32 protein-coding genes and 1 pseudogene are annotated in these 25,867 nt (G+C 54.0%); 31 read left to right on the top strand and 2 right to left on the bottom strand.

Annotated features, from left to right (window positions below):
* Both E0L16_RS22135 and E0L16_RS20300 read left to right on the top strand, forming a co-directional pair.
* Positions 1 to 249, top strand: a pseudogene (locus E0L16_RS22135) (hypothetical protein); the annotation flags it as partial.
* Between the two features lie 16 nt (positions 250 to 265).
* Positions 266 to 1,087 carry a DUF932 domain-containing protein gene (locus tag E0L16_RS20300; RefSeq protein ID WP_063136879.1) on the top strand — a complete coding sequence of 274 codons (822 nt, stop codon included), beginning with the start codon at positions 266 to 268 and terminating at the stop codon, positions 1,085 to 1,087.
* Between the two features lie 28 nt (positions 1,088 to 1,115).
* Here the strand turns inward: E0L16_RS20300 and E0L16_RS20305 are convergent, their stop codons facing one another.
* A complete protein-coding gene (locus E0L16_RS20305; RefSeq protein WP_063136878.1) occupies positions 1,116 to 1,655 on the bottom strand; it encodes a lytic transglycosylase domain-containing protein in 540 nt (179 codons plus the stop codon).
* 598 nt (positions 1,656 to 2,253) lie between these two features.
* Between E0L16_RS20305 and E0L16_RS20310 the strand changes: the two genes are divergently transcribed.
* A complete protein-coding gene (locus E0L16_RS20310; protein ID WP_023338043.1) occupies positions 2,254 to 2,640 on the top strand; it encodes a relaxosome protein TraM in 387 nt (128 codons plus the stop codon).
* A 38-nt stretch (positions 2,641 to 2,678) separates the two neighbouring features.
* Here E0L16_RS20310 and E0L16_RS20315 read toward each other — a convergent pair whose 3' ends face one another.
* Positions 2,679 to 3,320 (bottom strand): Arc family DNA-binding protein, encoded by a 642-nt coding sequence (locus tag E0L16_RS20315; RefSeq protein ID WP_063136877.1) that lies wholly within the window; start codon positions 3,318 to 3,320, stop codon positions 2,679 to 2,681.
* A 196-nt stretch (positions 3,321 to 3,516) separates the two neighbouring features.
* On the opposite strand from E0L16_RS20315, the gene E0L16_RS20320 reads away from it, so the two are divergent.
* The 28 genes from E0L16_RS20320 (at position 3,517) to traG (ending at position 25,858) form a co-directional block, all read left to right on the top strand.
* Entirely contained in the window at positions 3,517 to 3,870 is a 354-nt protein-coding gene (locus E0L16_RS20320; RefSeq protein WP_015572086.1) for a type IV conjugative transfer system pilin TraA, read from the top strand.
* A 3-nt stretch (positions 3,871 to 3,873) separates the two neighbouring features.
* A complete protein-coding gene (gene traL, locus E0L16_RS20325; protein WP_015572087.1) occupies positions 3,874 to 4,176 on the top strand; it encodes a type IV conjugative transfer system protein TraL in 303 nt (100 codons plus the stop codon).
* Positions 4,177 to 4,182: 6 nt separating this feature from the next.
* Entirely contained in the window at positions 4,183 to 4,764 is a 582-nt protein-coding gene (locus E0L16_RS20330; protein WP_015572088.1) for a TraE/TraK family type IV conjugative transfer system protein, read from the top strand.
* Between the two features lie 11 nt (positions 4,765 to 4,775).
* Positions 4,776 to 5,516: a type-F conjugative transfer system secretin TraK gene (gene traK / locus E0L16_RS20335; protein ID WP_015572089.1), complete on the top strand. Its 741-nt coding sequence runs from the start codon at positions 4,776 to 4,778 to the stop codon at positions 5,514 to 5,516.
* The gene (gene traB, locus E0L16_RS20340; protein WP_015572090.1) at positions 5,513 to 6,916 is read left to right on the top strand and encodes an F-type conjugal transfer pilus assembly protein TraB; all 1,404 of its coding nucleotides are present in this window, start codon (positions 5,513 to 5,515) and stop codon (positions 6,914 to 6,916) included. The genes traK and traB overlap by 4 nt, the downstream gene beginning before the upstream one ends.
* A gap of 9 nt (positions 6,917 to 6,925) precedes the next feature.
* On the top strand, positions 6,926 to 7,348 hold the full coding sequence (locus E0L16_RS20345; RefSeq protein WP_015572091.1) for a hypothetical protein: 423 nt from the start codon (positions 6,926 to 6,928) through the stop codon (positions 7,346 to 7,348).
* A complete protein-coding gene (locus tag E0L16_RS20350; protein WP_126497522.1) occupies positions 7,341 to 7,805 on the top strand; it encodes a hypothetical protein in 465 nt (154 codons plus the stop codon). Before E0L16_RS20345 ends, E0L16_RS20350 begins: the two co-directional genes overlap by 8 nt.
* A 163-nt stretch (positions 7,806 to 7,968) precedes the next feature.
* Positions 7,969 to 8,364, top strand: coding sequence for a hypothetical protein (locus E0L16_RS20355; RefSeq protein ID WP_015572094.1), 396 nt, complete (start codon positions 7,969 to 7,971; stop codon positions 8,362 to 8,364).
* Between the two features lie 58 nt (positions 8,365 to 8,422).
* On the top strand, positions 8,423 to 8,962 hold the full coding sequence (gene traV, locus E0L16_RS20360) for a type IV conjugative transfer system lipoprotein TraV (protein ID WP_015572095.1): 540 nt from the start codon (positions 8,423 to 8,425) through the stop codon (positions 8,960 to 8,962).
* Complete coding sequence (locus E0L16_RS20365; protein WP_015572096.1) at positions 8,959 to 9,213, top strand: hypothetical protein; 255 nt, start codon at positions 8,959 to 8,961, stop codon at positions 9,211 to 9,213. Before traV ends, E0L16_RS20365 begins: the two co-directional genes overlap by 4 nt.
* Complete coding sequence (gene traC, locus E0L16_RS20370; protein ID WP_015572097.1) at positions 9,210 to 11,819, top strand: type IV secretion system protein TraC; 2,610 nt, start codon at positions 9,210 to 9,212, stop codon at positions 11,817 to 11,819. The genes E0L16_RS20365 and traC overlap by 4 nt, the downstream gene beginning before the upstream one ends.
* Positions 11,816 to 12,229, top strand: a complete 414-nt coding sequence (gene trbI / locus E0L16_RS20375; protein ID WP_015572098.1) for a type-F conjugative transfer system protein TrbI — start codon at positions 11,816 to 11,818, stop codon at positions 12,227 to 12,229. The genes traC and trbI overlap by 4 nt, the downstream gene beginning before the upstream one ends.
* Entirely contained in the window at positions 12,226 to 12,861 is a 636-nt protein-coding gene (traW, locus tag E0L16_RS20380; protein WP_069733714.1) for a type-F conjugative transfer system protein TraW, read from the top strand. Before trbI ends, traW begins: the two co-directional genes overlap by 4 nt.
* Positions 12,858 to 13,250, top strand: a complete 393-nt coding sequence (locus E0L16_RS20385) for a hypothetical protein (RefSeq protein WP_131638075.1) — start codon at positions 12,858 to 12,860, stop codon at positions 13,248 to 13,250. Before traW ends, E0L16_RS20385 begins: the two co-directional genes overlap by 4 nt.
* Positions 13,241 to 13,519 carry a hypothetical protein gene (locus tag E0L16_RS20390; RefSeq protein ID WP_069733715.1) on the top strand — a complete coding sequence of 93 codons (279 nt, stop codon included), beginning with the start codon at positions 13,241 to 13,243 and terminating at the stop codon, positions 13,517 to 13,519. Before E0L16_RS20385 ends, E0L16_RS20390 begins: the two co-directional genes overlap by 10 nt.
* Positions 13,510 to 14,520: a hypothetical protein gene (locus tag E0L16_RS20395; protein WP_069733716.1), complete on the top strand. Its 1,011-nt coding sequence runs from the start codon at positions 13,510 to 13,512 to the stop codon at positions 14,518 to 14,520. Before E0L16_RS20390 ends, E0L16_RS20395 begins: the two co-directional genes overlap by 10 nt.
* 104 nt (positions 14,521 to 14,624) lie before the next feature.
* Positions 14,625 to 14,846, top strand: coding sequence for a hypothetical protein (locus E0L16_RS20400; protein ID WP_015572104.1), 222 nt, complete (start codon positions 14,625 to 14,627; stop codon positions 14,844 to 14,846).
* Positions 14,847 to 14,901: 55 nt separating this feature from the next.
* Positions 14,902 to 15,225, top strand: coding sequence for a hypothetical protein (locus E0L16_RS20405; protein WP_069733717.1), 324 nt, complete (start codon positions 14,902 to 14,904; stop codon positions 15,223 to 15,225).
* Positions 15,222 to 16,220, top strand: coding sequence for a conjugal transfer pilus assembly protein TraU (gene traU, locus E0L16_RS20410; protein ID WP_015572105.1), 999 nt, complete (start codon positions 15,222 to 15,224; stop codon positions 16,218 to 16,220). The genes E0L16_RS20405 and traU overlap by 4 nt, the downstream gene beginning before the upstream one ends.
* Before the next feature lie 10 nt (positions 16,221 to 16,230).
* Positions 16,231 to 16,854: a type-F conjugative transfer system pilin assembly protein TrbC gene (trbC, locus tag E0L16_RS20415; protein ID WP_069733718.1), complete on the top strand. Its 624-nt coding sequence runs from the start codon at positions 16,231 to 16,233 to the stop codon at positions 16,852 to 16,854.
* Complete coding sequence (traN, locus tag E0L16_RS20420) at positions 16,851 to 18,710, top strand: type-F conjugative transfer system mating-pair stabilization protein TraN (protein ID WP_069733719.1); 1,860 nt, start codon at positions 16,851 to 16,853, stop codon at positions 18,708 to 18,710. The genes trbC and traN overlap by 4 nt, the downstream gene beginning before the upstream one ends.
* Positions 18,707 to 19,489: a type-F conjugative transfer system pilin assembly protein TraF gene (gene traF / locus E0L16_RS20425; protein WP_047959887.1), complete on the top strand. Its 783-nt coding sequence runs from the start codon at positions 18,707 to 18,709 to the stop codon at positions 19,487 to 19,489. Before traN ends, traF begins: the two co-directional genes overlap by 4 nt.
* A gap of 9 nt (positions 19,490 to 19,498) precedes the next feature.
* Positions 19,499 to 19,990 carry a hypothetical protein gene (locus E0L16_RS20430; RefSeq protein WP_131638077.1) on the top strand — a complete coding sequence of 164 codons (492 nt, stop codon included), beginning with the start codon at positions 19,499 to 19,501 and terminating at the stop codon, positions 19,988 to 19,990.
* On the top strand, positions 19,987 to 20,205 hold the full coding sequence (locus tag E0L16_RS20435) for a hypothetical protein (protein ID WP_047959889.1): 219 nt from the start codon (positions 19,987 to 19,989) through the stop codon (positions 20,203 to 20,205). The genes E0L16_RS20430 and E0L16_RS20435 overlap by 4 nt, the downstream gene beginning before the upstream one ends.
* Complete coding sequence (gene trbB, locus E0L16_RS20440) at positions 20,195 to 20,806, top strand: F-type conjugal transfer protein TrbB (protein WP_069733720.1); 612 nt, start codon at positions 20,195 to 20,197, stop codon at positions 20,804 to 20,806. Before E0L16_RS20435 ends, trbB begins: the two co-directional genes overlap by 11 nt.
* A gap of 17 nt (positions 20,807 to 20,823) precedes the next feature.
* Positions 20,824 to 21,087 carry a hypothetical protein gene (locus E0L16_RS20445; protein WP_131638079.1) on the top strand — a complete coding sequence of 88 codons (264 nt, stop codon included), beginning with the start codon at positions 20,824 to 20,826 and terminating at the stop codon, positions 21,085 to 21,087.
* Positions 21,084 to 22,448 carry a conjugal transfer pilus assembly protein TraH gene (traH, locus tag E0L16_RS20450; protein WP_069733721.1) on the top strand — a complete coding sequence of 455 codons (1,365 nt, stop codon included), beginning with the start codon at positions 21,084 to 21,086 and terminating at the stop codon, positions 22,446 to 22,448. Before E0L16_RS20445 ends, traH begins: the two co-directional genes overlap by 4 nt.
* Positions 22,448 to 25,858: a conjugal transfer mating-pair stabilization protein TraG gene (gene traG / locus E0L16_RS20455; RefSeq protein WP_131638081.1), complete on the top strand. Its 3,411-nt coding sequence runs from the start codon at positions 22,448 to 22,450 to the stop codon at positions 25,856 to 25,858. The genes traH and traG overlap by 1 nt, the downstream gene beginning before the upstream one ends.
* The last annotated feature ends 9 nt before the right edge of the window (positions 25,859 to 25,867 follow it).

Genomic DNA, 25,867 nt, shown 5'->3' on the forward strand with positions numbered 1-25,867 from the left:
ACCGGAAGATGTGATTCAAACCTCACCATGTCCCAGTTCACGGATCTGTTTTGCTGGGTCCTGGCAGCATCGGAAGGGGAGCCACAACCGGCAATTTTTACGCCGCCAGAGAATGCCACTGAGCTGACGTTAATAAATGACGAATGCCCGGATTATATCTCTGTCTGGTTTGTAGATGGTCGCCCGGTGGCAGCTGCAATGCCGATGGATAATTTTCACCGCGTTATTTCTTCATCTCTAACTAAATAATCAGGAGTAAATAAAAATGGTCAGTTTCGCAAGCCGTTATCGTATGCCTACCTCGATCCGTAAAGACCGTCCGCTGACTAATGATGAATTACAGCGCATCGTTCCCAGCGCGTTCTCATCGGATAAACACGATTCACGCTCTGAACGTTATACGTATATCCCGACCATTAACATTCTTGATCGCTTACGTGATGAAGGTTTTCAGCCATATTATGCCACTCAGTCACGTACACGCGACCAGGATAAACGCGACTTTACAAAGCATATGCTTCGCCTGCGCCGTCATGACCAGATTAACGGAAAAGAAGTACCGGAAATTATTCTGCTGAATAGCCATGATGGTTCAAGCAGCTATAAAATGATCCCCGGTATGTTCCGTCAGGTTTGCAGTAATGGTCTGGTTGCATGGAAGGATTTTGGTGAAATCCGCGTACCCCACAAAGGGGATATTGTCGGGCAGGTTATTGAAGGCGCTTACACGGTGCTGAAAACATTAGACGCGGTTGATGAAAATATAGACCTCATGAAAAGCATTCAGCTCACTTTGCCTGAGCAGCGCCTTTTTGGTGCGACCGCCCTGGAACTTAAATACGATGGAAAACCAGCGCCGATTACACCGGAGCAAATTATTAACCCTCGCCGTGTGCTCGACAGAGGCCAGGATTTATGGACCACGTTTAACGTGGTGCAGGAAAATGTGATCCGTGGGGGAATTCGTGGCAGAACGGAAAAAGGGAAGATGACCAGAACGCGGGAAGTCACCGGAATAGATGGTGACATCAAATTAAATCAGGTGCTTTGGAAAATGGCGGAGGAGTTTGCAAAACTGAAGGCATGAAAATTAAGCCGCTCAACAGAGCGGCTTTTTACTGCCCGCTATGTGACGATGTTGTTTCTGCAATTTTAATATCATGCTCCTTTCCCGCAGCTGGCGCGAGACGTTCAGAAAGTAACTTTTTTCTGGCCAGTAATACACGATATATATTTTTGATGTCCTGTGCATAGGCCTTGCGCTGTACAATGAGCTTTTTGCTCGGTCCCGTATTATACATCCCCACGCTGTCCCAGTTTTTTCCGTATGACCGAAAGTTGTGCGCCAGTACCCATGCTCCAGTATAAACACAGATACATGGATCATTTAACAGGCGCTCACGGGTAATATTGAAGTTTTTAAGTTTACCGTAATGGGAACTGTTCACCTGCATACCGCAGACATCTTCCGTTCCATTCCTGTTTGATCCATTTATCGCATCCGCTACCAGATGGCTCTCTTTAATCGAAATTGACATAAGCAGCAGCGGATCAATTTGGTAATCTTTCCCGGCCTGATCAAAGCACATCTGCGGAGCTGCGCCAGCAGATAGTGAAAGAGTCAGTAAAGCAGCAGGCAGTAACGATATTTTCATGGTTTGGCCTTTTAGCGAAATAAACGGGCTCTGGCGAGGCGCTTTAAAAAATACCCCGGCGGATCGTCGTAATCAAGTAAATTCACTACAAACGCGCGTGAGCGCTCTCCTGAAGGGATTTAACACCTGTCCGAAATAAACATGCCAGAGCGGTAGACGGTATTAACATGCCGCTCTTTACTAACCCTTTAAAACATCACACCCCACGCAAGACTTCGTCTTGCAGATTTTTTCTTTAAATTCAGTGGCATGATGTGTGTTTTATTTCGTGATTTTTGAGTATGTGCGATTAAGGTGTGTGGACTGACACACATTGCAGTGCTTAATCAGGCACTGCAATGTGTGCTAATACAGCACTCTGAAGTGTGGGGATTGTGTGTATTCAATTAATAGAGTAAGTTAAAAGCAGATAGTGCCTGAACCACACACATCATAGTGCCTAATGCACACACACCGTAGTGCCTGATTAGCACACATATTTAGGGATGAGTCATATATAAAATCAGTTGGTTACCAGAACCCTGCACCACGGATAGCTGTTAAAGTTCGCCATTGCAGTGCCGCATCAGGCACTGCATTAGAACATCGAGAAACTATTATGCCAAGAAAGAACATTTACTTTAAAGACAAAATTGACCGCGAAATACATGATATTCTTGAAATAGAGCTACAGAAAGGGGCCACCTCTTCTGAGATGAACTACTCTTCGATAGTCAACGAATTAGTACGCCTTGGGCTAATGGTATACAAATCGAAAGAAGAAGGAAGCTCATTTGACCTGGATGGTTTTAGGCGCGACCTTATAAAGAAAGTCTCCGGGTCACGAGAAGGTATTATGATTCTGACTGCCCTTGTCTCTGACATCTTCGTTACTCTCAAAGGTCCCGACTCTGGCGTGAAACTGGAAGAGCTAATAAACACCAACATCAGTGCAATTAACGATGCGGAAGATAAAGCCGAAAAAGACCACTTCCTGGCAGGGTAAAATAACTTCTTTGGCCGGAACACTCCGGCCAGAATCGATCACTGAGACGGCTTTTCATCCCAGGGAAGGTCACTTTTCTCCACCTCCCTTATTTTTTCCTTCAGGAACACCTCGAACTCCATGCAAAGAACTTTAAGTGCCTGCGCATCCTCGTTCTGGTCAAGTAACCTTTCCGTGAAATAACCCAGCGTATTCATCAGGCGGGTGAGCATTTCGTCATTAAGACTACGGTTATGCACCTTCGCCATTGCCCTGATTTCATCCGCAAGGTTCTCAGGAATACGCATGCTATATCCGGTTGTTTTGCCCGGAAGCAAAATTCTTTCACCCTCACGCCACATCCACAATTGCTCTTGCTTGAGCGGGATATTAACTTCCTTCACAGCATCAACGGATTCACCATCAAGTAATTTTCCAAGCCATTCCTCAAATCTCACCGCCAGCGCAATGAGCCTCTCACCCTCCGCTGTTTTAATCACAGGCTTACCCGGCTGATAATTCAGCGACAACAAAAGCCTGGCAATAATTTCCTCATTCACACTCCTGTTGCCAGCTCTGGCACATATTCTCAGCTCCATAAGCAGATTATCCGGAGCGCGCAATCGCCACTCCACAGCTTCACCCGGCTGGAACTTACGTGGACGGCCGCGGCCATCCCACATTTTCTCTTTAACTTTCATAGCTATAGATCCCGGAGGCCATTTCCATACTTTCTGGTCAACAAAGCCTACTCACTTACATATTCGGATAAATCTGAATGATTCCAAAAAGTGTGACATGCGTCACAGTTTTTTTTTTTTAGGGTCATGGGACAATTGCGCCCGCGTAAACAAGCACTTACGCGAATCACTTTTGTTTACTTCGGAGAAAACAAACATGTTAACCAAAGGCAGTGCCCTTAACGTCGGTAAGGGATGGGCGGTAGCGTCTTTATTCCGCAAAGCACGCGAAAATCGCCAGACTAAATTTTACTTAAAGTCAGCAGGCGCTTTTTTAATTGCACTTATGGTCACTCACCCGGCATTCGCTGGCGGCACCGACCTTCTTTCCTCACAGAACACCACGGTTAATTCCACCTTCGGTTCTGGCTCTTCATTGATTAAATGGTTTTACATTGCCGAAATCATCATGGGCCTGTTTATTTACATCAAGGCCCGCTCACCGCTGGTATTCGTCGGTATCGTAATGGCAATCATCTTTACCCGTGTAGCCTTCGGCATCGCGAGTTAAACGATGAGCGGGGAGGAGGATAAATACAACTTCCCGGAAACAATGAACCAGCAGGACCGCTATTTAGGTTTGCCAATTGATGAGTTAATTGTTACCGCACCCCTTATTGTTCTGGGGGTGCTTAACAACCTGTCAGTTGAACTTGGTGTAATCGCGGGAATCCTCTGGTTTATCGTCAGATATCTGAAAAAAGGGCAGGGGTCATACTGGTTACTTAATTTCTGTTACTGGCACCTGCCATCACTTTTATTCAAAGTAACCTTTCGCCAGATACCTGATTCAAGTTTCCGGCACTGGAGGGCATAGTTTTTCATGAAACTGAATATTAAAGGAGAGCGCGATAAACAACTCCGCTATGCGTTTATTGGTCTTTCAGCTTTAACTTTACTTATGGGGGCCGGTAACGTACTGACAGGTTCGCTTGCATGGTATTTTGCCACCACCCAGAAAACCATTACCACACCATTAACATTTAATCGCCCCTTCACATCAGATTCAAAAGGTGTCGATGCCCCAGGCCTGACACAATTCGCCGCCTCCTTTATTTACTGGCGACTGAACGTCACCCCGGAAAACATCGACAACAACCAGAAAATGATTCTTGGATTCGTCCCTTCCGACGAACGGGACGAACTCAAGAAAGCTCTGGACATTGAAGCTGAACGCATCAGGAAAGCGGGCATTTCCACCCAGTTCGACACGAAAGAAATTCGCGTCATGGATGATGGCTCCGTGCAGTACAGCGGAGTTCTGAAGTCCTCCACCACTAACGGCGTAATCATCACGCCAATGAAAGACCAGGAAAAAACCTACCGCCTGAAACTGAGCTATGAGAACGGTGTGATTAACCTCCACAGCTTCGAAGAACTCCAGCCGGTATCCACCACCAACTGACAGGACTGCCCATGAAATTTCGTATTTCACCGGCAGCTGCTGCTGTGTTTCTGGCAGCGGGATTATTTACCAGCGGCCTCCGGGCCGCTTCCGCACCCGCAGCCATTCCGTTTGAGAACGACGCCGCCTTTAACGTCACTCTCAGCAACACCAATCCGAGCAAGGTTGTTGTCGACGGAGAACTCATTACCAGCATCAGCGGACCAACCGGTGCCTATGACCAGAGCCAGACCGACGACGGAGCACTTATTCTGTCTCCACTTGTCAGCCAGAACTTCACGCTGTTTATTCAGACCGACCGCGGCTCATCCCTGAGCCTTAACATCAGGCCGCAGCCGGGTAACGGCAAAACACTGCGCTTCACCCCAATGTCACCACCACTTCGCAAGAACGACGATGCGAAGGCATGGGAAGAAGGGCAGACCTACGAAAAAACACTGGTCGCACTGTCCCGCGCCGTAGTCAACGGTCAGGTGCCGGACGACTACCAGGAGTATCCGGTCAGCCGCATGCCTGCATACACACCCGCCAGTGATGTACGCCTGACACCGGAACGCCAGTTTGTTGGTAACCACCTGCGCGTTGTGCGCTTCCGGATGAGCAACCCGGGCAGCATCACCCGCAGCCTGCGCGAGCGCGATTTCTGGCGCAAGGGCGTTCGGGCCGTAATGCTGTCGCAGAATCAGCTCTACGCTGGCGGCGAAGGCTACGCCTGGATTGTGTTTTCAGATGACGGAGACACCCGCCCATGAGTCTGAATAAAAACCTGAAAACCCGGCGCAAACAGCTGGCCATTCTTGCCGCCGTTATCGTGGGAGGCGCCGCCGCCACGAGCGGCGTTATCTGGTACGGGCAACATCAGCAGGAACAGAAACACCCCGCGCCGGTCGCCACCCCAAACATGACTGGCGTGGTCACGGCAGCGTTTAACCAGCAGGTTAATGATGCCGCACTGGCACAGCAGCAGGCCAAGACCTCCGCACTTGAGGACAAGCTCGCCACGCTCACCCAGCAGTTTGCACAGAACAAGCTCACCACCGAGCAACAACTGGCCAAAAAGGATGAAGAAATTCAGCGCCTGAATGACCAGCTAACGAAAGCCCCCGGCAGCAACACGACCACTGGCCAGCAGACACCACCTGCCGGTCAGAACGGAACACCACTCCCCGGTCCTGTTGCTGCCGGTCAGGCCCGGCCACCCGAATACACCGTGACCCCATCAGGCACACCGGCCGCCACTGGTGTGAATATGGGGCAGGGCGCAGCGTTCTACCCGGGCGGCTCTGGCCAGAGAATGACAGGTGGGTTGAGCACCACAAAGTTCAGCTATGAAAGCCTGAAGAAAAAGCCAACAAAACTTCCCTGGATTCCGTCAGGCTCCTTCTCTGACGCCATCATGATTGAAGGGGCCGACGCCAACGCCAGTGTTACCGGCCAGCAGAACACCCAGCCCGTCACCATCCGACTGCTGGGCAATATCCAGATGCCGAACAACAAAGAATACAGCGCAGACGGCTGCTTTGTGGTGGGGGAAATCTGGGGTGACATCTCCAGCGAGCGCGGGATTGTCCGGACGAAATCACTCAGCTGCGTACTGAAAAACGGCAAGCACGTCGATATGGAGTTCGATGGCCATGTCAGCTATCAGGGGAAAGGCGGCGTTCGTGGCAAGCCAGTCATGCGGAACGGCATGATTGTCGGCTACGCCGGTGCAGCTGGCCTCCTGTCAGGTTTTGGTGAAGGCATCAAATCTGCGGCAACACCATCTGTCGGCCTCGGTGCCACAGCGGATGTCGGTGCCGGCGACGTGTTTAAGCAGGGTATAGGCGGCGGAGCCAGTAAGGCGGCCGACACGCTGAGCCAGTACTGGATTAAGCGCGCCGAGCAGTATCACCCCGTGATTGATATCGGTGCTGGCAACCTGGTAACTGTCGTGTTCCAGAAGGGCTTCCGCCTTGAAACCCTGGAAGACGCTGAGGACGCTAAAGCGAAAGAGGAACTGCAGAAAGCCGGCAACGCCGCGCAGAACGCCGTGACTCCTCAACCGGCGAGCCAGACCACTGCATCCAGCACCACCTCAGTCGGCAACATCAACCCTGATGATGTTCTCCGCCAGGCCAGCCAGCTGCGTCTGGGTGACACCATCAACTAAGGAGGGCAAATGAATGATATAGGTTCCATGAGGCGCGAAAGCGAACTAAAGCGTATCGAAGAGGACCTTAACCGCTGGATGGCTGGAAAAAAAACAAAGCCTCACTGGATATTCTGGGTCGGGACATTAACCGCTACAGGGATGTTGATTTTCAGCTTCTGGTCAGGCAATCAAAGGCTTACTGTGGTTTCTTTTGCAATAGGAATGGCATTGATTCTGGCCGGGTTGCTACAGACTGGTGAAACATGGGAAGAGAAAATACAGAAGAAAATTCGGTCATATGAGCCGCTTGATATTGATGCCATGCGCACCCTGGCCCTCTCTGTTTTTCATAAGGATGAGCTGACGCAGAAAGAACTCAGAAAGTGGCTGGACGCGGAGTTCAGCGCCATTTCTGATGCCGCTCTTCGTGGGGGAAGCCGGAATGCGTGACGAAGAGCGTAATAACAACCTGCTCAGGAGCATGCGGATGCATATTGCTGACTGGGAGGCTGGTCGGCCCACTCCGGCAGCAAGCAGGTACATGTTCTTGGTGGTTGCCATCTTTCTCGGTGTTGGGGGGCCGGTTCTTTCGTACTACCTCTCACTGTGGGCGCTGGTTTTCCTGGTTTTCTGGCTATTTCTGACTCAATGGATATGCAGGCGAATTGTCCCCCGCTACAACCAAAGCTGGGCGGGGGTGTTCGACAGGATGCTTTCTGAGTATGAACCCTTAAATCTTCCCGCCTGGGAACATCTTAAGCACCAGGCCGAAACGGAGGGGCTGAAGGTCAGCATTGTCAGCAACTGGTATCAGGAAGAAGTGAGGACCGTCTGGCCAGAAAAGAAACCTGACCTGAAGTTCCTCCATAAAGTCACTGACGGTAACGAGAAAATCGGAGAGGAATGAAGCGTACGAGAGCCATTGCACTACTGGTAATAACAGCCGGAGCGACCGGTGTTTCTGTTTACAACCATACTGGAGGGCTCACAGTGTTACTCACCCTGATGACCATAGGCGCACTTGCTCATGTCATCAACGTCTTCCTGTAATTCATTTCACTGGAGTGTTTATGTCTGCCAACATGGCGCGCTATCCATTACTCAAAATCCTGCACAACTATCGCTATATCCTGATTCCAGCACTGGTATTCACTATCGAACTGACAGTGTGGGCAGTGCTCAATCTTAAAGGCGTGGGTGATATGGGCTGGGTCTCCTGGCGAGTGTGTCTGCTCTTAAGCTTGTTCCTCGTATGCTTTAGCGACTCAGCCTTTAACAAACTCGATGGTGGGTTTCTTATGTATGGTTCAGTCGTTCCGTGGGGCGGAATGCTGATAGTGGCGAGTATTTATGGCTTTATCCAGATGAACCTGAACTTTCTGACGCTGGATTTATTTTATGCCGGCGTGTTTGGCAGCCTTGCTGTGCAGTTGGTTTTCACTGTGATTCAGTGCAACTGCAAATAATTGAAATTGAGTATTACCCCTCCCTGAATACCCCTTAAATTAAAACCGGAGTTACCCCATGAAAAAACTACTGGGTGCTGCACTGCTGTGCAGCGCACTGACCGGCTGCGCCGGTCTCAATTCTGATTTCGACTGTAACAAGACTGCTACTGACCAGTGCCTGACCACCGGTGAGGCCAACAAGCTGGCCGCTCAGGGTAAAAGTCTGGATGACCTGACGGCAGAGAAAACCGCAAAAAAGCCTGCGGGTGAAACCCTGCCGGCACTGCGCAATTCGGCACCGGTCGTGAATCCGTTCCGTCCTGTCTCCGTCGCAGCAACCGGAACCACCGCCGCCAGGCCTCTGACCACTGCGCCCGCGAAAACATCCGGCTCACTGGTCACGCCGCTGGCCACGCCGAGTCATGCGACCCCCGTGCCGGTTAACACGGCGGGCCGCGTTCCGGTTCAGCGTATTCCTGACGCCACGCAGCGCCTGTGGATTGCCCCCTGGGTGGACACGGACGACAACTTTCATCAGCCGGCTGTGGTTGAGTTCGTGAAAAACAAATCCCACTGGGATGAGAGCTACCGCGTTATCGGGGAGGGCGGGGAATGAGCAGCCATTACGTTACCGGCAAGAACGGCATCGATCATCTGGCGAAATCGTTAGTCCATTCACGGAAAGGAACGACGCAAATCACCGCCACACAGTCAGTCGATACCGACGATGAAACGCTGGCCGTTCTGAGCGTGAGCTGTGACTGGCAGATTAAAACAGCCGGTGATGCACCGCTATCCGGGCAAATGAACGAAGAGAAGCTGCGTCGCCTGGAGTTAATCCGGGCCGCTGCGGAGGGTCGAAAATGAGTTTTGTCGACAACCTGATGGATATGCTGAAAAACGGGAAAGAGGAAGACGGTGCCGCCACGGCCCGCGAGAATCTTTCCCAGACGTGGGGCTACCCGTCCCTGGTTGCGGCACTGCCGTACCGGTATTACGACGACATCAATGAGATTTTCGTCAACGCCGGCTCTGCAGGCTTCATCATGGAAGCCGCCCCGCTGCCTGGCGCGAACGAACAGGTGATGGCCGCGCTCGATGACATGCTGCGCAAAAAACTGCCCCGCCAGACTCCCGTCACCGTCATCATGCTCGCCAGCAAGTGTGTCGGGGAACGTATCGATCGCGGTGTGAGTAACGACATGTGGAAAGGAGGGATGGCCGATCACCTCAATAAAATCACCCGCGCGTTCTGGCAGCGCTCTGCGCTGCACGGTCTGGCCAACGAACGCGATTACCCGCTTTACCTGCGTAACTACCGTATCTTTCTTGTCTATGGTCAGCCGCTGAAGCGCGCTTCCCAGACACAACGGGTGATTGATGACCTGATTCAGATCCGCAACACCATCCGCGTCTCCCTGGGCGCTGCGCGCATCGACAGCGTGAACGTCGATGTGAACGGCTTCCTGTCTGCGGTACGCGAGCAGATGAACTACCGCCAGGAACAGGTGCTGACGTCCTCAGGCGACTACAACGAGGATGAAAAGCTGAACCGCCAGGTGGTTGATCAGGGTATAGGGCTTGATGTCTATCCGTCGCATCTCCGGATGACGTTGCCCGAGACCATCGACGCGCGCGGGACACGGTTGCCGGCATCGGCATGCCGCATCATCAACATGCAGCTTGCTAAAACGCCTAAACGCTTCGCCCTGTGGCAGGGGGCTGACAATCTGCAGAACCTGCGCTTTCCTGACCTCGGAATACCCTGTCCCTTTATGCTGACCTGGACGACGGAGCTGGAGGAGCAGACGAAAAGCCAGAGTGAGGCATTTCGTAAAGATACCGATTTGTCCAAAAAGGCCAACTCAGCCTACGCCGCACTTTTTCCCGGCACCAAAAGGGCCGCAGAAGAATGGCGACGTACCCGTGAGCAACTGAACAATAACGAAATTGCACTCTGCAACACGTATTTTAACCTGACCCTGTTCGCGCCGGACAACACTACTGATGCACAGGCCTGTGAGCTGGCTGCCGTGAACGTGTTCCGCAAGAACGAGCTGGAGATGGTAACGATACAGTACCAGCAGATGCGTAACTGGCTGGCCGGCTTCCCGTTCGTCATGCAGGAAGGGATGTGGGAAGACCTGAAAACAACAGGCGCGACGCTGCGCGCCAAGTCATGGAACGCGGTGAGCCTGATGCCGGTCGTGGCCGAACGCCAGTTGTCGAATGTAGGTATGCCGCTGCCGACCTACCGCAACCAGGTCGCGTTCTACGACATGTTTGGCGAGGAGAATGGTAGTACCAACTTCAACATCGCGGTTACCGGGACGTCCGGGGCAGGTAAATCGTTTCTGATACAGGGGGTGCTGCGCGATGTACTAAACGCCGGCGGTTACGGCTGGGTTATTGACATGGGGGACAGCTACAAAAACTACTGTCATCAGGCCGGTGGGGTTTATCTCGATGGCTCTAAACTGCGCTTTAACCCGTTCGCCAACGTCAAAGACATCAAGCACTCTGCTGAAGGGATTGTGCGTCTGCTGACGGTACTTGCCAGCCCGACGCAGCCGCTTGATGGCGTCTGCGAGGCGATCCTGCAGAAAGCGGTAATGGATGCGTGGGAGAAAAAGGCAAACAAAGCCCGTATCGACGACGTCCATAATTACCTGACTAACGAGGATGTGAATCAGGCGTTTGCAGACAAGCCGACCATCATCTCGCGCCTTGCTGAGCTGGCCATGCTGCTCGATACCTACTGCACCTGGGGGCCGGACGGAGAATACTTTAACGCCGACACCCCTACGCTCGATGGTGAAACCCGTTTCGCGGTACTGGAGCTGCTGAGTCTGGAAGACAAGCCGAAGCTGCTCTCCTCGATCCTGTTCTCGCTCATTCTGGCGATTCAGGAAAAGATGTACCACAGCCCGCGCGACCTCAAAAAAGTCTGCATCATCGACGAGGCCTGGCGTCTGCTGGGTGGCTCCAACCCGCACGCGGCACGGTTTATCGAAACCGGCTACCGAACCGTGCGTCGTCACCGTGGCGCGTTTATCACTATCACCCAGGGCATCAAGGACTTCAGCGCCAGTAAGGAAGCGGAAGCCGCCTGGAACAACAGTTCCACCAAAATCACCCTCTTGCAGGATGCGAAGGCGTTTAAACAGTACCTTGCCGATAACCCGGATCAGTTCTCGGACATGGAAAAAGAAGTTATCCGTGGCTTCCAGCCAGCCCTGCAGACCGGCTACAGCTCCCTGCTGATAAACGCCGGGGAATACAGCTCCTTCCACCGTCTGTTCGTCGACCCCGTCACACGCGCCATGTTCAGCTCGCGTGGTGAGGACTTTGCCTTCATGCAGAAATTGCAGAGAGAAGCCGGGGCCACTGCGGAGGAAGCTGCATATCTGCTGGCGGAGAAGAAATTCGGCAATGAACTTCGTGAACTTGAAGAATGGGTGAAAGCAGCATGAGTGAACAACAGGACAAGCCGTATGACGTCGATACCGTCAACGATGGTGCAACTATCGCCAGCAAAACATCCCGCTGGGTTAAAGCCAGCATGCTGGGGCTGGCAGGATTGCTGGCCATGACAGGTGTGGCATATGTGACGGCGAAAGCCGTCACACCGGAGGTGGTGGTCTTCGATATGAAGGGGACAGTCGACCTGTTCATGCAGCAGTCCGCGCAACTGCAGCTCGATGAAGACAAGGCCAGGGTGCTGACAACGCGTTTCAATTCAGCGCTGTCAGAGAGTCTCGGTGAATGGCAGGCCTCACATAACGCCATCATTCTGGTTAAACCGGCGGTGATGAGCGACCAGCGGGATATCACGAATGAGATCCGTGCCGACATTGCGCGCCGCACTCAGGGGGGCCAGTGAAAAGACGACTGAAGCTGATGGGTATGATGCTGCTGATGCTCTCCGCCGGCAGCGGGGCGAAAGATCTCGGAACCTGGGGCAACGTCTTCGAGCCTGCAGAGCAGGACATGCTGGCGTTTATCCAGAATCGCCTGAAGGGAATGGAGCAGACTGGCGAACTTGACCGTCTGCGCCAAGAGGCAACGGAAAGAGTGAAGGAGCATGCAGTACGTCCGACGCCGGTGGAAGGGCTCACGAAAGCGAAGGAATACCGCAGCTTTGCCTGGGACCCGACATTTACCGTGAAGGAGACCATCACTGACATGCAGGGCAACGTGATCGCCCGAAAGGGCGATACGGTCAATCCTCTGGATAAGGTGCCCTTCAGCCAGGTGCTCTTTTTTATCGACGGCGATGATAAGGAGCAGGTGAACTGGACCCGACAGCAGCTCGCCGGTCAGACCAGCGTAAAGGTCATCCTGGTGAACGGCAACATCAAAGAAACCAGTGATGCGCTTAATGAACGTATCTACTTCGACCAGTCTGGCGTACTGACCCGTAAATTCGGTTTTGAACACATCCCCGTGCGGATATCGCGCGATGGCCGCGTGATGAAAGTGGAAGAAATTCCGGTATCAGGAGCGAAAAAATGAGTGCAACAACGTTAGGTGACCTGTTTCCCGAAATGCGGCAGGCGGTTACATCCCATCGCCGTTACGCCAGAAAACCGCGTAAACCCGCTGAGATAACTCCTCGCATGGGAACAGCAGAACGGCTGAAGACGCTGTACCCCGAAATTGACTCCTGGCATCCGGTACTGGTGACCAAAGCCTGGCTCCACTGGTGTGAGCAGAACCAGCAGGACAGCCGGGAGGCGTCGAAACGTGATGAACGTTTCCCGGACTACATCATTCACCTCTTACTGGAGAACATGCGGGCCGAGGACAGCGCGAAACGTAAAAAGGGCCAGACGCTGTCACTTTCCGAGCGTCTCGACAGGTTGTTTGCAGGTGAAGGGCAGGAGAACGCCGAATGTCACTGATACACAATACCGCTGCGCCGTCTGTGTCTCAGCACATGACAGGTTTCAATGCTGATACCAAAGGCAGTGAAGAGGAAGTGAATCGCCTCTGTCAGCTGTACCCTGAAATCGCTTCATGGCAACCGGCGCTGATCGCCGGTGCCTGGCACCAGTGGTGTGCGAATAACCAGCGTCAGCCTATAGCGCCGGAAGAACGGGATGAGGCGTTTCCCCTGTACCTCGTCAGGCTTATCCGTAACAGAATGGAGGAGATGAACGCATGGCGTTAATCAGCTGCTTCACCGGCCCTCAGGGGCTGCAGGGGATGCTCACATGTTTGCGTGATACTGAGGGCATGACCGGTATTCTGGTCGTCGTTGCGCTACTCGCTGGCTGGATTGTTGTTCAGCATCTTGCAGATGCACGCCGTGAACGCCGTGCGCGGGAGAGCAGACCGGGAATACCCGTCCCTCTGGCGCAATTTGGCGGTGCCCGACATGCCGAAGCGGTTCACGCCTTTGCTAACCGCGAATGCTATCAGGTGATGCTGACTGAGCTGGAGAAAGGCCTGACTGAAGCAGGTTACCTATTGACGCGGGATAAATCACAGCGCTGGATATTGCCAGAGGCAGACCGGCATAAGCTCAGCCGCCGGGTTTTCCGGGCGCGTCTGCTGGAGATGACGCCGAGAGTGACTGAGCAGCAGGTAAAAGACAGTGAAGACGCGGCGGTGAACGATGGTTATGCCGGCATGTGGCTTAGTGTGTTGATTCGCGGAAGTGAAAGTGCAGGGTGGTACATCACAAAACCGGTGCCTGAATTTGTCCCGACGAACTTTCCGTTAAAACAGGTCACCATAACTGTCAGTGCAAAACAGTCTGTCCTTACGCGGGATGTCGTCAGAATCATCAACGATGTGGCTGAAAAAGTGAAAAAACAGCGTTCATTTCCTGAAACACCGGAACGTATTGCAGGAAAGGTAATTAACAGTGAACTGTGTTATGGGGCCGATCAGAGACAGGTAAAGGTGGCGCCAGGCTGGTTTAGTTCACCGTCTGGAAATGATGTTCCTGACGATATCTCCGAAGGCCAATTCCCTCCGGCGGGGATGTCAGAATACCGGCATTTCATTGTCCGGGCGCAGGCAGGAAGGTTTTATACCCCGGCTGCACTTGCCTTCTATATTGATGAAGCGGGTCGCAGGATAGAACAGGGGGAATCCAGCGGAGCATGCTACGAAGATGACAGCGGCTACGCTTTCGCCGTGACGCCTGCAAAAAACACGACCTGATACAACCGCGCTGCCCTTCAGGATGTTCGGTGCTCACTGCGTTGCGCTACGCCTCAGCCTGAATGCCATCCCGGTTTCCGATTAACCCCCGACCAGGTAACGCCATGAAAAAAGACCCTGATACTGAAAAGGGCCGGAATGTCACCATCTCGTCAGTACGTCACGATGAGGGTTCGGCCCGACAGCTGGATGAAATCCTCAACGATAACCCGTTGTACAAACCCTCTCACGTGCTGCGCGGAGCCATTCTTGCCCTGTACGAAATGAGCCAGGAACAACGCCTGGCCATCATTATGAAAGCGGCTGATAAAGCCAAAAACCACTGACCATTTCTTAAGCCCTCCCGCCGTCCGGTGGCTGCGGCACTCCCGGAGATACCCCATGACTCACCCTGAATCTGTCAGGCCGGTGACGGTTACCCGTGACCGCTATGGCTTCTGGACGCACCCTCATTATTTTGCACCGGCCAGTGATGAGGTCACACAGACTGAATTTGGCGACTGGATGCGCCAGCACAATCTGACCTGTGCCACCCGCTGGATGGAAAACGACGCGCCTCCCCAGGTGATCGCCGACTGGGAAAAGGGGAAACAAAACATCAGTGACTGGCTCCCTTCCGCGCCAGAGGGCGAAGGCTGGTTCATTGGCTCCATTCATGACACTGAGGACGGCCCGGTCTGTGTATGGCTGCGGGAGGTGAAATGAAGCACTTTTCATGGCTGGCCGGTGTGTTACTGGTTCTTATTTCCTGTATGCCATCCCAGGCAACGGCCGCAGCCAGTAACGCCGGTGACGGCCGCTGGGTTAACCCGATAAGCGATGTCTGCTGGAAGTGCCTGTTTCCGATGACGCTCGGCAATATTCAGCTGGCCGCTGGCCCCCAAAAGGATACCAACAACCCGGCTTCGCCGATCCAGATTTGCCCATATGGTGTGTTTTACCGCATCGGTCTGGCCATCGGGTTCTGGGAGCCAATGGCGATGGTGGATGTAACCCGTGAGCCGGGCGTCATGGTCAACATGGGGGGCTTTAAAATCGATCTCGGGAGAACGGGAACGGGAACCGCAGGGCAGAGTGACCGTCCCGCTGCCGGTACCTTCTACCATGTCCACTGGTACAAATACCCGCTGATTTTCTGGCTGAACATCATCACCAGTCTGGGGTGTCTGCAAACCGGCGACATGGATATAGCCTATCTCTCCGAAGTCGATCCTCTCTGGAATGACAGTACGCTCTCGATGCTGATAAACCCCGAGGCAGCGCTATTCGGCAACCTGATAGCTCAGGGGGCCTGCGCTGCTGACGCAGCTGCTTCATCAGCGGGTCTTCCTCTGTCTCCGCTGTTCTGGTGCGCGGGAAGTCAGGGGTCTATCTACCCGCTAACCGGCTATACCAGCGGTGAGTTTTCTCCGCTCGAGGCCTCTCTTCTGGTTGGAGAGCGAATGGCATTCAAGATGCATCGTGAGGGGCTGGTCTGGAACTCTGTGGGCGCGGACGTCGCCGTATGTAACCAGTATCCATCCCCGATCATCCCGAAAGAGCGATGGCGATACCAGATGGTCAACATGTACCCCGAACCGGGTAACTGTCATCCTTTCGGGGCCAGCACGCAGCTCTGGGGCACAACGCATAACTCTCCATCCTCCAAAAAGAACTTCGGCTATCTCTTCTGGCGCAAACGTAACTGCGTATTCCTTTAAGGACATGACAATGAAAAACGCTTATCTCCGGGCGCTGACGATCAGCGTCATGGTTGCTTTCGCGCCGCTGGCCCTGGCGAGCGCTCAGACCGATATTTCCGTCTCCGACCATAACTGGATCAAAGGTCAGCAGGACGCGCTGGCAGCGATGAAGGAAGACCTGCAGGGCCATCCGGCGGCCGCGCCCGTATTGCCGCAGCGGCAACAGGATCTGATAAACCGCCTGCAGGGCGATATCGCAGCCCAGAACAACACGATGGGGGAAAAAGACACGTTCCCGGCTATTTACTTTGTGAGCCTCGGTATTCCGCGTGAAGGTCTGCTACCCATGCTGAAGGATGCCCGCCGTTTCAACATTCCGCCAACGCTGCGCGGCCTGGTCAATAACGACATGCGACAGACCGCGGCGGCCATGTTTGAGCTGAGTAAGGAGGACAAGGACGCCGGCGTGCAAATCGATCCAACGTTGTTTACTCAGTACAACATCACCACGGTACCCGCCCTGGTGGTGACCTGTCCTGGCCACCATGACGTAATTCGGGGAAGTCTGCCCCTGCAGCAGGCTCTCGAAAAAGTGGCAGAAAGTGGTGATTGTGCGGCAACGGCACGCCATCTTCTGGAGGCCGCGAAATGAAAAAAATACTTTCAACGGTGCTGATGCTTTTTCCGCTCCTGGCTGGCGCAGCTGATCCTGCCTTTGAAGCGGGAGCGAGCTTTGGCAAAGGCAATGCTTCCGCCGGGACGGGAGCCCTGAAAAACCCGGATACCGTCACAGGAGCAATACCAGGCTATACCGCTAACCCACCGGAGAAAGGGTATTACGGCGGTGTGGATGGCGGAGACGGCGGGCTGGCCAACAAAGGGCAGGCCGCGCTGCAGGGTAATGACGCAGCACAGTCGGTTATCAACTCCGGAAAAACGAACCCGACGCCCGCCATCGACCCACAGGCCCCTTTCATCACTATCGGTAAAAATGCCGAAGCCGGCGCAGACGGTGTGCTTAACGGAACCGCGAACCAGTGTAAGGAGGTGACAGTATCGAAAACCACCTTTGAAAATTACACCTGCGACAAGGATGTGGCCTCAGTGGAAGCCTGCTCACGAACTGCAACACCTGGCGGACATACATCCACCACGACAGTGCAGAAAACGTTCACACTGACGGCGGCCAATGGCGATGTTGTTTTCACGAACAACGGTACTTCCTTCAGTTTTAGTTTTAAAGCGCCGGCATCAGGACCGGTGATCAGCGCGCATTTTTACTGGGCGGATCGCGATGTCAATGCCGGGAAAATCTCCTGGTGGGGCGTCAGTCAGACGATTGTCGGAAAAGCCTTTAACTGGGAAATGCCGGGCGCTCCGGGGACACCGTTGTCGCAGGGGGGCTCGTTACCTGCCGGTTCCTATCAAAGCACCGGATGTACCAGCGGAAATCAGGGTGTTTGTAGAAAACATATCCGGGAGCAGATAGCGGATTTCCAGTCCGGCGCGTCAGGTTTCACGCTGGTCCTCGTTATGAATGCCGTCGAGACCACTTTTGTCCCCGAAGTGAACTGGACTTCATCCTGCGGTCTGGATATGTCGAAGGCGCAAAAAACCACGTCAACCTGCACCTCTCCGGGCGGAAATAAAACCATTGTTAACAATGGCCAGAGCTATGACGTTTACAGCGACTGCTGGGAGTACACCGATAACTATGTCGTACCGTCAGACTCCACGGGAACCTGCGGAACGTTGATGACAAACCCCTCCTGTACGGCGGCAGGCAACACCTGCACTGAATCGACCGACGGGCAGTGTACCCATATGAGCTACACCTACCAGTGTCAGACCACGCATCAGTCGGGTGGCCTGGTCTGCGGCGGCGACTACATCTGTAAGTCAGGCGAGTGTGATGACACCAATGGTGCCGGAAGCAGCGGTTTCGATACGGCGGTGGCAAAACTGGCAGGTCTTGCCTCGGCAGCGGAAGATGCAAAAGACGCCAGCAGCTCCATTGAGGTAAAAGCCTTCACGGGGAAAGCCATGCGCTGCCGTAAGGCCTTTGCCGGTTTCTCTAACTGCTGCAAAGACTCTGGCTGGGGACAAAGTGCCGGACTGGCCGCATGTGATGATGAAGAAAAGGCTATAGGGAAGGCGAAGGCGAAGAAAATCACCGTCAGCGTCGGCGAGCGGTGCGATCGCAAGGTGCTGGGTGCCTGCATCCAGAAAAGTCAGGTCTACTGCGTCTTTGACGGCAAGCTTGCCCGCATCATTCAGGAGCAGGGGCGTCGCGACCAGCTGGGCGTTAAGTTCGGCAGCGGCGACAGCCCGAACTGCCGGGGGATCACCGTTCCGGAGCTGCAGAGCATCGACTTCGACAAAATCAACTTCTCTGACTTCTACGAGGATTTGATGAAGAACCAGAAAATCCCCGATACCAGCACGCAGGTTCAGCAGATTAAGGAACGCATTGCCGCGCAGGTGAACCAGCAGGGAGGTGGTAAATGAAGCGTGTCCTTTGTGGCCTGCTCATGGCGCTGGCGAGCCATGCGGTGATGGCCGAGGAGATTGTGACGCCGGCAGAGCCGTTCACAGGCTGGTCCTGGTACAACGAACCGAAAAAGCCCCCTGAGCAGCCCCGGAAACCGCAGCAGCCAGCACCGCAGGCCATTCCGGATCTCAGTAAGATGTCCCCAATGGAGCAGGCCCGGGTACTTAAAGGGTACACACAGGAGGCGCTTAACCGCGCCATCCTGTTCCCCTCACGGGAAAACACGGCGACGTTCCTGCGCTGGCAGAAGTTCTGGACAGACCGGGCATCGATGTTCAGCCAGTCCTTTGCGGCGGCGCAACTGAGCCATCCTGATCTCGACTACAACCTGGAGTATCCGCACTACAACAGCATGGCGCCGTTTATGCAGACCCGCGACCAGCAGACGCGGCAGAGCGCCGTGGAGCAGCTGGCGCAGCAGTATGGTCTGTTCTACTTCTACCGGGGCAGTGACCCGATCGATGTGCAGATGGCGGGCGTGGTGGCTGACTTTGCGAAAACCAACGGGATTTCACTTATTCCGGTATCGGTTGACGGACAGGTTGCGGCCACCCTGCCACAAAGTCGTCCGGACACCGGACAGTCCCGGTCGATGAATATCACGCACTTTCCGGCGCTCTTCCTGGTTGACCCGCGCAGCAAGAATTACCGCGCGCTGTCATACGGCTTCATGACTCAGGATGATCTGTCGAAGCGATTCCTGAACGTGGCCACCGGCTTTAAACCCAATTCCTGAGAGATCCTTATGACAAAAACACTGTTTACCCTCATCCGCGATGCAGGGCGGGCTGCCCTGTATTCCTTCGTCCTCGGCCCGGCACTGGTGCTGTATGTGTTTGTGATGCTGGCGGCATCAGACGGCTCTCTTTCCCGGCAATTCCTGACGACTTTTCATCACCTGACTGAGGGGGTGCCTGCCGGCAAGGTGATGGGGTGCGTTAATGAACATGAGATGGCAGGACGCTTCTCGCCACCTGAACCCGGAGAGTCATTAAAGCCTGTGCCTCCTGCCTTAGCGAAAGCCCCGCCTGAAGTGTTATGTCAGCGCGGGCCCGTTGACAGCGATTCATGGGTGCGTTCGGGAGATGCAACGTTGCGCTCCGTCTGGATGATGGCCGCTATGTTGGGCTTTGGGTTGTGGTTTGTTTTATATGGCCTGTCCCGGGCCGCTCAGCGTCGCATTTCACCAGACAGACATTCGGTTCTGGTACGGCAGAACAAGGAGACACAGGAATGAAACCAACTCTTCTCGCAGGACTGATTTTCTGGGGCACGATGGCGCGCGTACTTAGCGAGCTGATGACCTGGTCCGTGGAGCATACGCAGCAGGGGCTGCTGTGGCTGTGTAATGGTATGTGGGCCGGTGCGGCTGGCATGGTGATTTATGCCGGTTATCGCTGGTTCCGTTACGAAAGGGGACAGACGCATAAGGAAGCCGATCATGAACATTAAAACCGGACTCACTGCGCTCCTGTTATCTCTGCCCCTGCTGGCGAACGCCGGTGCGCGTGAGGAGTTAATGGCGCTTGAAGCGTCAAAAACGAACTCATCTGCAGACGCTACAGCCATCACCGCCTCCACCATTCCGGTACCTGCGCCAGCCAGCCTGATGGCGCTGCCGGACGGACGTCGGGCTAATATGAAAGATTATGCCGTGGTGCTCTTTATGCAGGCACACTGCCAGTACAGCGCGAAGTTTGACCCGCTGCTGAAGGGCTGGGCCGATGAGCATGCAATTAAGGTCTATCCGTACACCCTGGACGGCGGCGGCGATATCTCATTTCCGACGCCGATGATCCCGCGCAAGAGCGATCTTAAATCGCCCATTGCAGACGAGATTGTGACCTTCTTCGGAAACGGGCTGCCGATTGCGACACCGACGGCCTTTATGGTCAACGTCAACACCCTGAAAGCCTACCCGCTGACCCAGGGTGTGATGGACATCCCCGCTCTTGAGAGCCGTATGGCCAGTCTGATTCAGGCTGACATGGACCACGTCGACCCGAAAACGCTGCCGCCCATGCCGGCAAGCGCGCAGGTTACCCCTCAGTAATACAAACGGACTACAAAATGACGACAAACACGTATGCGTTATCGCGTACCGAGCGCGTGTGGCTGTTATTCAGCGTGACGCTGCTTGTGTCCGCAGCTTTCTATGGGGTGCTGGCCCACCGGGTGGTCAGCGTCATGGATCGCCCTGAACTGACAACCTGCCTGCAGGACTTTCCGGTGCTCCTGCTTATCTCGCTGAGCATCGGTTTTTTACTCACCGTCACCGGGCTGTACGTCTGCCGGCAGACCCTGGCCAGGAAACCCCGGGAGGAGATTGCATGATTAAGGCTTTGATAACAGCCGGTGCCGTGTTCGTTGGAGGACTGACTGCGTTGACGGCTCAGGCGGACGTCAACGGCGACCTGAACGGCTTCTTCAATAATCTTGGCTACAGCGGCAACGTCACTCAGGCGCAGGCCTGGCAGGGGCAGGCGGCCGGGTACTTCTCCGGCGGCTCTGTCTACCTCCGGAACCCCGTCAAAAATGTCCAGCTGGTCTCGATGCAACTGCCATCCCTGAACGCCGGTTGCGGCGGTATCGACGCCTATCTCGGGGCGTTCAGTATGATCAGCGGCGAGGAAATTCAGCGATTCGTGAAACAAATCATGAGTAACGCCGCCGGCTATGCATTCGACCTGGCACTGCAGACGATGGTACCGGAGCTGAAGCAGGCTAAAGACTTCCTTCAGAAGTTGGCCAGTGATGTTAACTCCATGAACATGAGTTCGTGCCAGGCCGCTCAGGGCATTATCGGCGGGCTGTGGCCAGTGACGCAGGTTTCCCAGCAGAAAATCTGCCAGGACATTGCCGGCGAAACCAACATGTTCTCCGACTGGGCGGCTTCCCGGCAGGGCTGCACTGTCGGAGGACAGGGCGACAAAGTCACGGCTAAGGCAGGCGACGCTGAGAAAGATCAGGTGCTGAAAAACAAAAACCTTATCTGGGATACTCTCAGTAAGAATGGTCTTCTCGGCAACGACCGCGCGCTGAAGGAACTGGTCATGAGTACCGTCGGCTCCATTATTTTCAACAAGAATGGCGATGTGACAATTCTGACGCCGCTGGTTGATAATCGCGACCTGATTAAAGTCCTGATGCGCGGGGGTACGGCGAAGGTCTACGGATGTGACGAATCCACACTGTGTCTGGGACCTGTTGTCACCAATCTGACTATTTCCGAGTCCAACGCTCTGGTCACACTGGTCAAAAACCTGATGCTCTCAATGCAGAACAAGCTGGTTGACGATACTGCGCTGACCGATCAGGAAAAAGGCTTTGTGAACACCACCTCTGTGCCGGTGCTGAAGTACCTGACTAACGCTCAGAGTATGGGGATGAGCGCCACCTACCTGCTGCAGGTTTCTGACTTCATTGCCCAGGACCTGATGATCCAGTACCTCCAGGAGCTGGTAAAACAGGCAAGCCTGTCGCTGGCTGGCAAGAACTTCCCTGAAGAGGCTGCCGCCAAACTACGTGACAACATCATTCATGCGCAGGGACTTCTCGCTGACATGAAGCTGCAGTCAGCTGCTGATCAGAACGCGCTGGACGGTATCGACCGCAACATGCAGTACCTGCAGCAGCAGGTGTCCACCATTGTTTCAGGCTCCTTCCAAAGCAACTATCACTGGGGTGATCGCTGATGCTTGAGATATACACCATTTATGGCGGGGGAATGTGGAAAACGGCGCTGGACGCCGTTGTCACCCTTGTCGGTCAGAATACCTTCCACACCTTAATGCGTATTGCCGGTACCTTCGGGGTGCTGGCCGTATTGCTCACTTTCATTAAACAACGTAACCCGATGGTCTTCGTCCAGTGGCTGGCGGTCTTCATGATCCTGACCTCCATCCTTCTGGTACCGAAACGATCAGTGCAGGTCATTGACCTGTCCGATCCCGGTGCGGTCTGGGTAACCGATAACGTACCGGTTGGCCTGGCGGCTATCGCGTCGCTGACGACCAGTATCGGGTACAAGATGGCGTCAGTTTACGACATGCTGATGGCCAGACCCGACTCGGTGACCTACAGCAAAACCGGGATGCTGTTTGGCTCGCAGATTGTGGCAGAAACCAGTGACTTCTCTACGCAAAACCCGGAGCTGGCTCAGATGCTGCCGGATTACGTGGAAAACTGTGTGATCGGCGACATTCTTCTGAATGGTAAATACACTATCAATCAGCTGCTCAATTCTACTGACCCGCTGACGCTGATAACCAGTAACCCAAGCCCGCTGCGGGGCATCTTTAAGATGACCTCCACCTCACGTCAGTTCCTGACCTGTCAGCAGGCCGCAACGGAGATACAGAAGCTGGCCAATACCGACGTCAACCCGGGCAGTGCGACGTTCACCTGGCTGACGAGAAAGGTATTCGGCAACAAACTGAATGGCGCGGCGCTTCTGGCCAATGCTATGGGAGAAAGTTACGGGTACTTCTATGCCGGTGGTATGACTGCTGCGCAGATCATGAAGAATAACATCACGAACAGTGCAGTACGGCAGGGGATCAAGGGTTTTGCCGCTCGCTCTTCCGACACGGCTAACCTGCTTAATCTGGCCACCGAGAACGCTGCCACCAAACAGCGTCTCGCCTGGGCCGCAGGCAACGAGCTGGCGACCCGAACGCTGCCATTTGCACAGTCTCTGCTGATGCTTATCCTGGTATGCCTGTTCCCGCTGATGATTGCGCTGGCCGCATCAAATCACACTTTGTTTGGTCTGAACACACTGAAAATATACGTTTCCGGGTTTATCTACTTCCAGATGTGGCCGGTTATGTTCGCCATTCTTAACTATGCCGCCAACTACTGGCTGCAGAGTCAGTCCGGGGGCACGCCCCTGGTTCTGGCCAACAAGGATGTGGTGGCACTGCAGCATTCGGACGTGGCGAATCTGGCAGGTTATCTGTCTCTTTCCATTCCGGTGCTGTCGTTTTATCTGACCAAAGGTGCTGCGGCGATGGGCTCTCAGGTGGCGGGGAGTGTACTCAGCTCGGGCGCCTTCACGTCAGCAGGTGTGGCTGCGACCACAGCAGACGGAAACTGGTCGTTTAACAACATGTCGATGGACAATGTCAGCCAGAACAAGATGGATACCAACCTGATGCAGCGTCAGGGTCAGCAGACGTGGCAGGCAGATAACGGCTCCACGCAGACGCAGACGGCCGGTGGCCATACGGTTATCGACGGCTCGGGTGCAATGTCGAATCTGCCGGTGAACATGAAGCTCAGCCAGCTGGCCAGCAGTGGTTTCCAGGAGTCAGCCCGCCAGTCGCAGGTTCAGGCGCAGACGGCGCTCGATGGCTACAACCACAGCGTCACCAGTGGCTGGTCGCAGCTCTCACAGCTGTCTCACCAGACCGGTACCAGCGACAGCCTGACCAGAGGCAGTGAAAACAGCCAGGTCACTAACGCAACGCGCGGCGGCAGCATGATGATGTCGGCCGCTGAAAGCTATGCGAAAGCGAACAATATCTCGACGCAGGAAGCCTATAATCAGCTGATGGCAAAATCGCAAGATGTCAGCGCAAATGTTGGTGCTGGCGTTAAGTTAGATACAAGTAAATCATTGTGGGGTAAAGCGGGTCAGTGGGCTACGGGAATTAGTGGTGATATTCACGCAGGAGCTGAATGGAAGGGTAACATGAACGAGAGCCATGGAACTCAACAAACTGGCTCTAGCACTATAGATGCAAGGCACGATAAAAACAGCCAGGCGGTTAATGACTTCCGTCAGGGAATGGACATGGTTACCAGCAGTCGCGTGAGTGATGGATCTAACCATACCGAGAACGCGGCAAGCAGCAATGTTCAGCAGCTGGCGGCAACGCTCAACGATGCCCAGAGCCAGTACCATCAGTACACTACCAGTTCGACCCAGAGTAATGAGTTCAGCCGTATGGCCACACTGGCCCAGAACCAGAGTGCCAGCCTTGACACGAACTATACCCAAGAGTTTGTGGACTGGGCTGCGAATAAATACGGTGATAAGGCACAATCCATGCTGACAAGCGCCCCTTCAGCGCGCGAGGCGGCGATGGAGTTCGTGAATGAGCGTCTCAAACCTGAAATCATGGGGGATTATCAGCAGGGGAGAGCGGACCTTAGAAGCGGTAATGAGCATGCGGCATTCAGCGGTGAGCATATTGTTCAGCCGGCCCATAGCCGTCAGCAAGGAGCAGGCCCGGCAGGTAATGATGGAGGTATACGTTACAGCCCTGTCGAGAGTGGCTCTTATAATTCGAACGACACGGGGAACCACCATACAGACGGAGCGTCTCAGGTGACGGAATATGCGGGCACTTACGGTGGTCAGGTTTCATCTGGGGGGGGAAGCGTGTCTGTAAGAACAGGCGGTTCTGCTTCGGGTAGCCATGAGTCATCATTGTTAGCGCAAAATCAAACGGACAGTGAGAACTTAGCTGGTCAACGGGAAATCAGCCATAACGAAGTACGTTCTGACTACGGCATACAGGAACAAAGCTCCCAAACCCAGTCAGGCACTCACAGAAGCGAACAGGATAGCCTCTCCATTAAATCCAGTGATCATGATACCGGAAGACATTCGGCTGAAAGGCAACGCTCTGATTCCAGCGCTGGGATGCAGCAGGAATTACGCCAATCCGGGACCATACGAGAGCAATGGGGAGCAGCAGGCCACGGGAACGAAATGAGCCATAGCCATGCAACAATGAATGTTGAGGAGCAGCGGGTTCAGGGTAATGCGATGCAGGAGTCTTTCAAAGAAAACCAGGCAAAACTGCATGAACAGTCAGGTCAGGGTTTTGGTCCGCAAAATGATATCCAGCGTCGTGTAGCGGAACAAAGATCTGAAAATGAGCATAAAATCAACGAATCTTCTGGCGAAATCGATAAAAAACAATCCACTGTTCAGGCATCCAGTGATATTCTAAAAGGAGAAAATTATTCAGCTCAGAGCAAGTTCGTTAAAGAGCATGAGACTGAAAAGGGAAAACAACATCTGATTACTCAAGAACCCAGCGAAAGTGAAATGAATTCAAAATTGGCTGAATTGAGACGGAGAACAGGTTAATAGGAGTAA

It is taken from the genome of Enterobacter quasihormaechei (assembly GCF_004331385.1).
Taxonomy (GTDB): domain Bacteria; phylum Pseudomonadota; class Gammaproteobacteria; order Enterobacterales; family Enterobacteriaceae; genus Enterobacter; species Enterobacter quasihormaechei.

Excerpts from the sequence above, each read along its gene's own strand:
- traC (WP_015572097.1), top strand. The coding sequence starts at position 9,210 with ATGAGTTTTGTCGACAACCTGATGGATATGCTGAAAAACGGGAAAGAG.
- E0L16_RS20330 (WP_015572088.1), top strand. The coding sequence starts at position 4,183 with ATGAAACTGAATATTAAAGGAGAGCGCGATAAACAACTCCGCTATGCG.
- traU (WP_015572105.1), top strand. The coding sequence starts at position 15,222 with ATGAAGCACTTTTCATGGCTGGCCGGTGTGTTACTGGTTCTTATTTCC.
- E0L16_RS20385 (WP_131638075.1), top strand. The coding sequence starts at position 12,858 with ATGAGTGCAACAACGTTAGGTGACCTGTTTCCCGAAATGCGGCAGGCG.
- E0L16_RS20305 (WP_063136878.1), bottom strand. The coding sequence starts at position 1,655 with ATGAAAATATCGTTACTGCCTGCTGCTTTACTGACTCTTTCACTATCT.
- E0L16_RS20395 (WP_069733716.1), top strand. The coding sequence starts at position 13,510 with ATGGCGTTAATCAGCTGCTTCACCGGCCCTCAGGGGCTGCAGGGGATG.
- E0L16_RS20435 (WP_047959889.1), top strand. The coding sequence starts at position 19,987 with ATGAAACCAACTCTTCTCGCAGGACTGATTTTCTGGGGCACGATGGCG.
- traB (WP_015572090.1), top strand. The coding sequence starts at position 5,513 with ATGAGTCTGAATAAAAACCTGAAAACCCGGCGCAAACAGCTGGCCATT.
- E0L16_RS20400 (WP_015572104.1), top strand. The coding sequence starts at position 14,625 with ATGAAAAAAGACCCTGATACTGAAAAGGGCCGGAATGTCACCATCTCG.
- traN (WP_069733719.1), top strand. The coding sequence starts at position 16,851 with ATGAAAAAAATACTTTCAACGGTGCTGATGCTTTTTCCGCTCCTGGCT.
- E0L16_RS20405 (WP_069733717.1), top strand. The coding sequence starts at position 14,902 with ATGACTCACCCTGAATCTGTCAGGCCGGTGACGGTTACCCGTGACCGC.
- traG (WP_131638081.1), top strand. The coding sequence starts at position 22,448 with ATGCTTGAGATATACACCATTTATGGCGGGGGAATGTGGAAAACGGCG.
- E0L16_RS20320 (WP_015572086.1), top strand. The coding sequence starts at position 3,517 with ATGTTAACCAAAGGCAGTGCCCTTAACGTCGGTAAGGGATGGGCGGTA.
- trbB (WP_069733720.1), top strand. The coding sequence starts at position 20,195 with ATGAACATTAAAACCGGACTCACTGCGCTCCTGTTATCTCTGCCCCTG.
- E0L16_RS20310 (WP_023338043.1), top strand. The coding sequence starts at position 2,254 with ATGCCAAGAAAGAACATTTACTTTAAAGACAAAATTGACCGCGAAATA.
- trbC (WP_069733718.1), top strand. The coding sequence starts at position 16,231 with ATGAAAAACGCTTATCTCCGGGCGCTGACGATCAGCGTCATGGTTGCT.
- E0L16_RS20315 (WP_063136877.1), bottom strand. The coding sequence starts at position 3,320 with ATGAAAGTTAAAGAGAAAATGTGGGATGGCCGCGGCCGTCCACGTAAG.
- E0L16_RS20355 (WP_015572094.1), top strand. The coding sequence starts at position 7,969 with ATGTCTGCCAACATGGCGCGCTATCCATTACTCAAAATCCTGCACAAC.
- traV (WP_015572095.1), top strand. The coding sequence starts at position 8,423 with ATGAAAAAACTACTGGGTGCTGCACTGCTGTGCAGCGCACTGACCGGC.
- E0L16_RS20390 (WP_069733715.1), top strand. The coding sequence starts at position 13,241 with ATGTCACTGATACACAATACCGCTGCGCCGTCTGTGTCTCAGCACATG.
- E0L16_RS20430 (WP_131638077.1), top strand. The coding sequence starts at position 19,499 with ATGACAAAAACACTGTTTACCCTCATCCGCGATGCAGGGCGGGCTGCC.
- traL (WP_015572087.1), top strand. The coding sequence starts at position 3,874 with ATGAGCGGGGAGGAGGATAAATACAACTTCCCGGAAACAATGAACCAG.
- trbI (WP_015572098.1), top strand. The coding sequence starts at position 11,816 with ATGAGTGAACAACAGGACAAGCCGTATGACGTCGATACCGTCAACGAT.
- traK (WP_015572089.1), top strand. The coding sequence starts at position 4,776 with ATGAAATTTCGTATTTCACCGGCAGCTGCTGCTGTGTTTCTGGCAGCG.
- E0L16_RS20445 (WP_131638079.1), top strand. The coding sequence starts at position 20,824 with ATGACGACAAACACGTATGCGTTATCGCGTACCGAGCGCGTGTGGCTG.
- E0L16_RS20350 (WP_126497522.1), top strand. The coding sequence starts at position 7,341 with ATGCGTGACGAAGAGCGTAATAACAACCTGCTCAGGAGCATGCGGATG.
- traH (WP_069733721.1), top strand. The coding sequence starts at position 21,084 with ATGATTAAGGCTTTGATAACAGCCGGTGCCGTGTTCGTTGGAGGACTG.
- traF (WP_047959887.1), top strand. The coding sequence starts at position 18,707 with ATGAAGCGTGTCCTTTGTGGCCTGCTCATGGCGCTGGCGAGCCATGCG.
- E0L16_RS20300 (WP_063136879.1), top strand. The coding sequence starts at position 266 with ATGGTCAGTTTCGCAAGCCGTTATCGTATGCCTACCTCGATCCGTAAA.
- E0L16_RS20365 (WP_015572096.1), top strand. The coding sequence starts at position 8,959 with ATGAGCAGCCATTACGTTACCGGCAAGAACGGCATCGATCATCTGGCG.
- E0L16_RS20345 (WP_015572091.1), top strand. The coding sequence starts at position 6,926 with ATGAATGATATAGGTTCCATGAGGCGCGAAAGCGAACTAAAGCGTATC.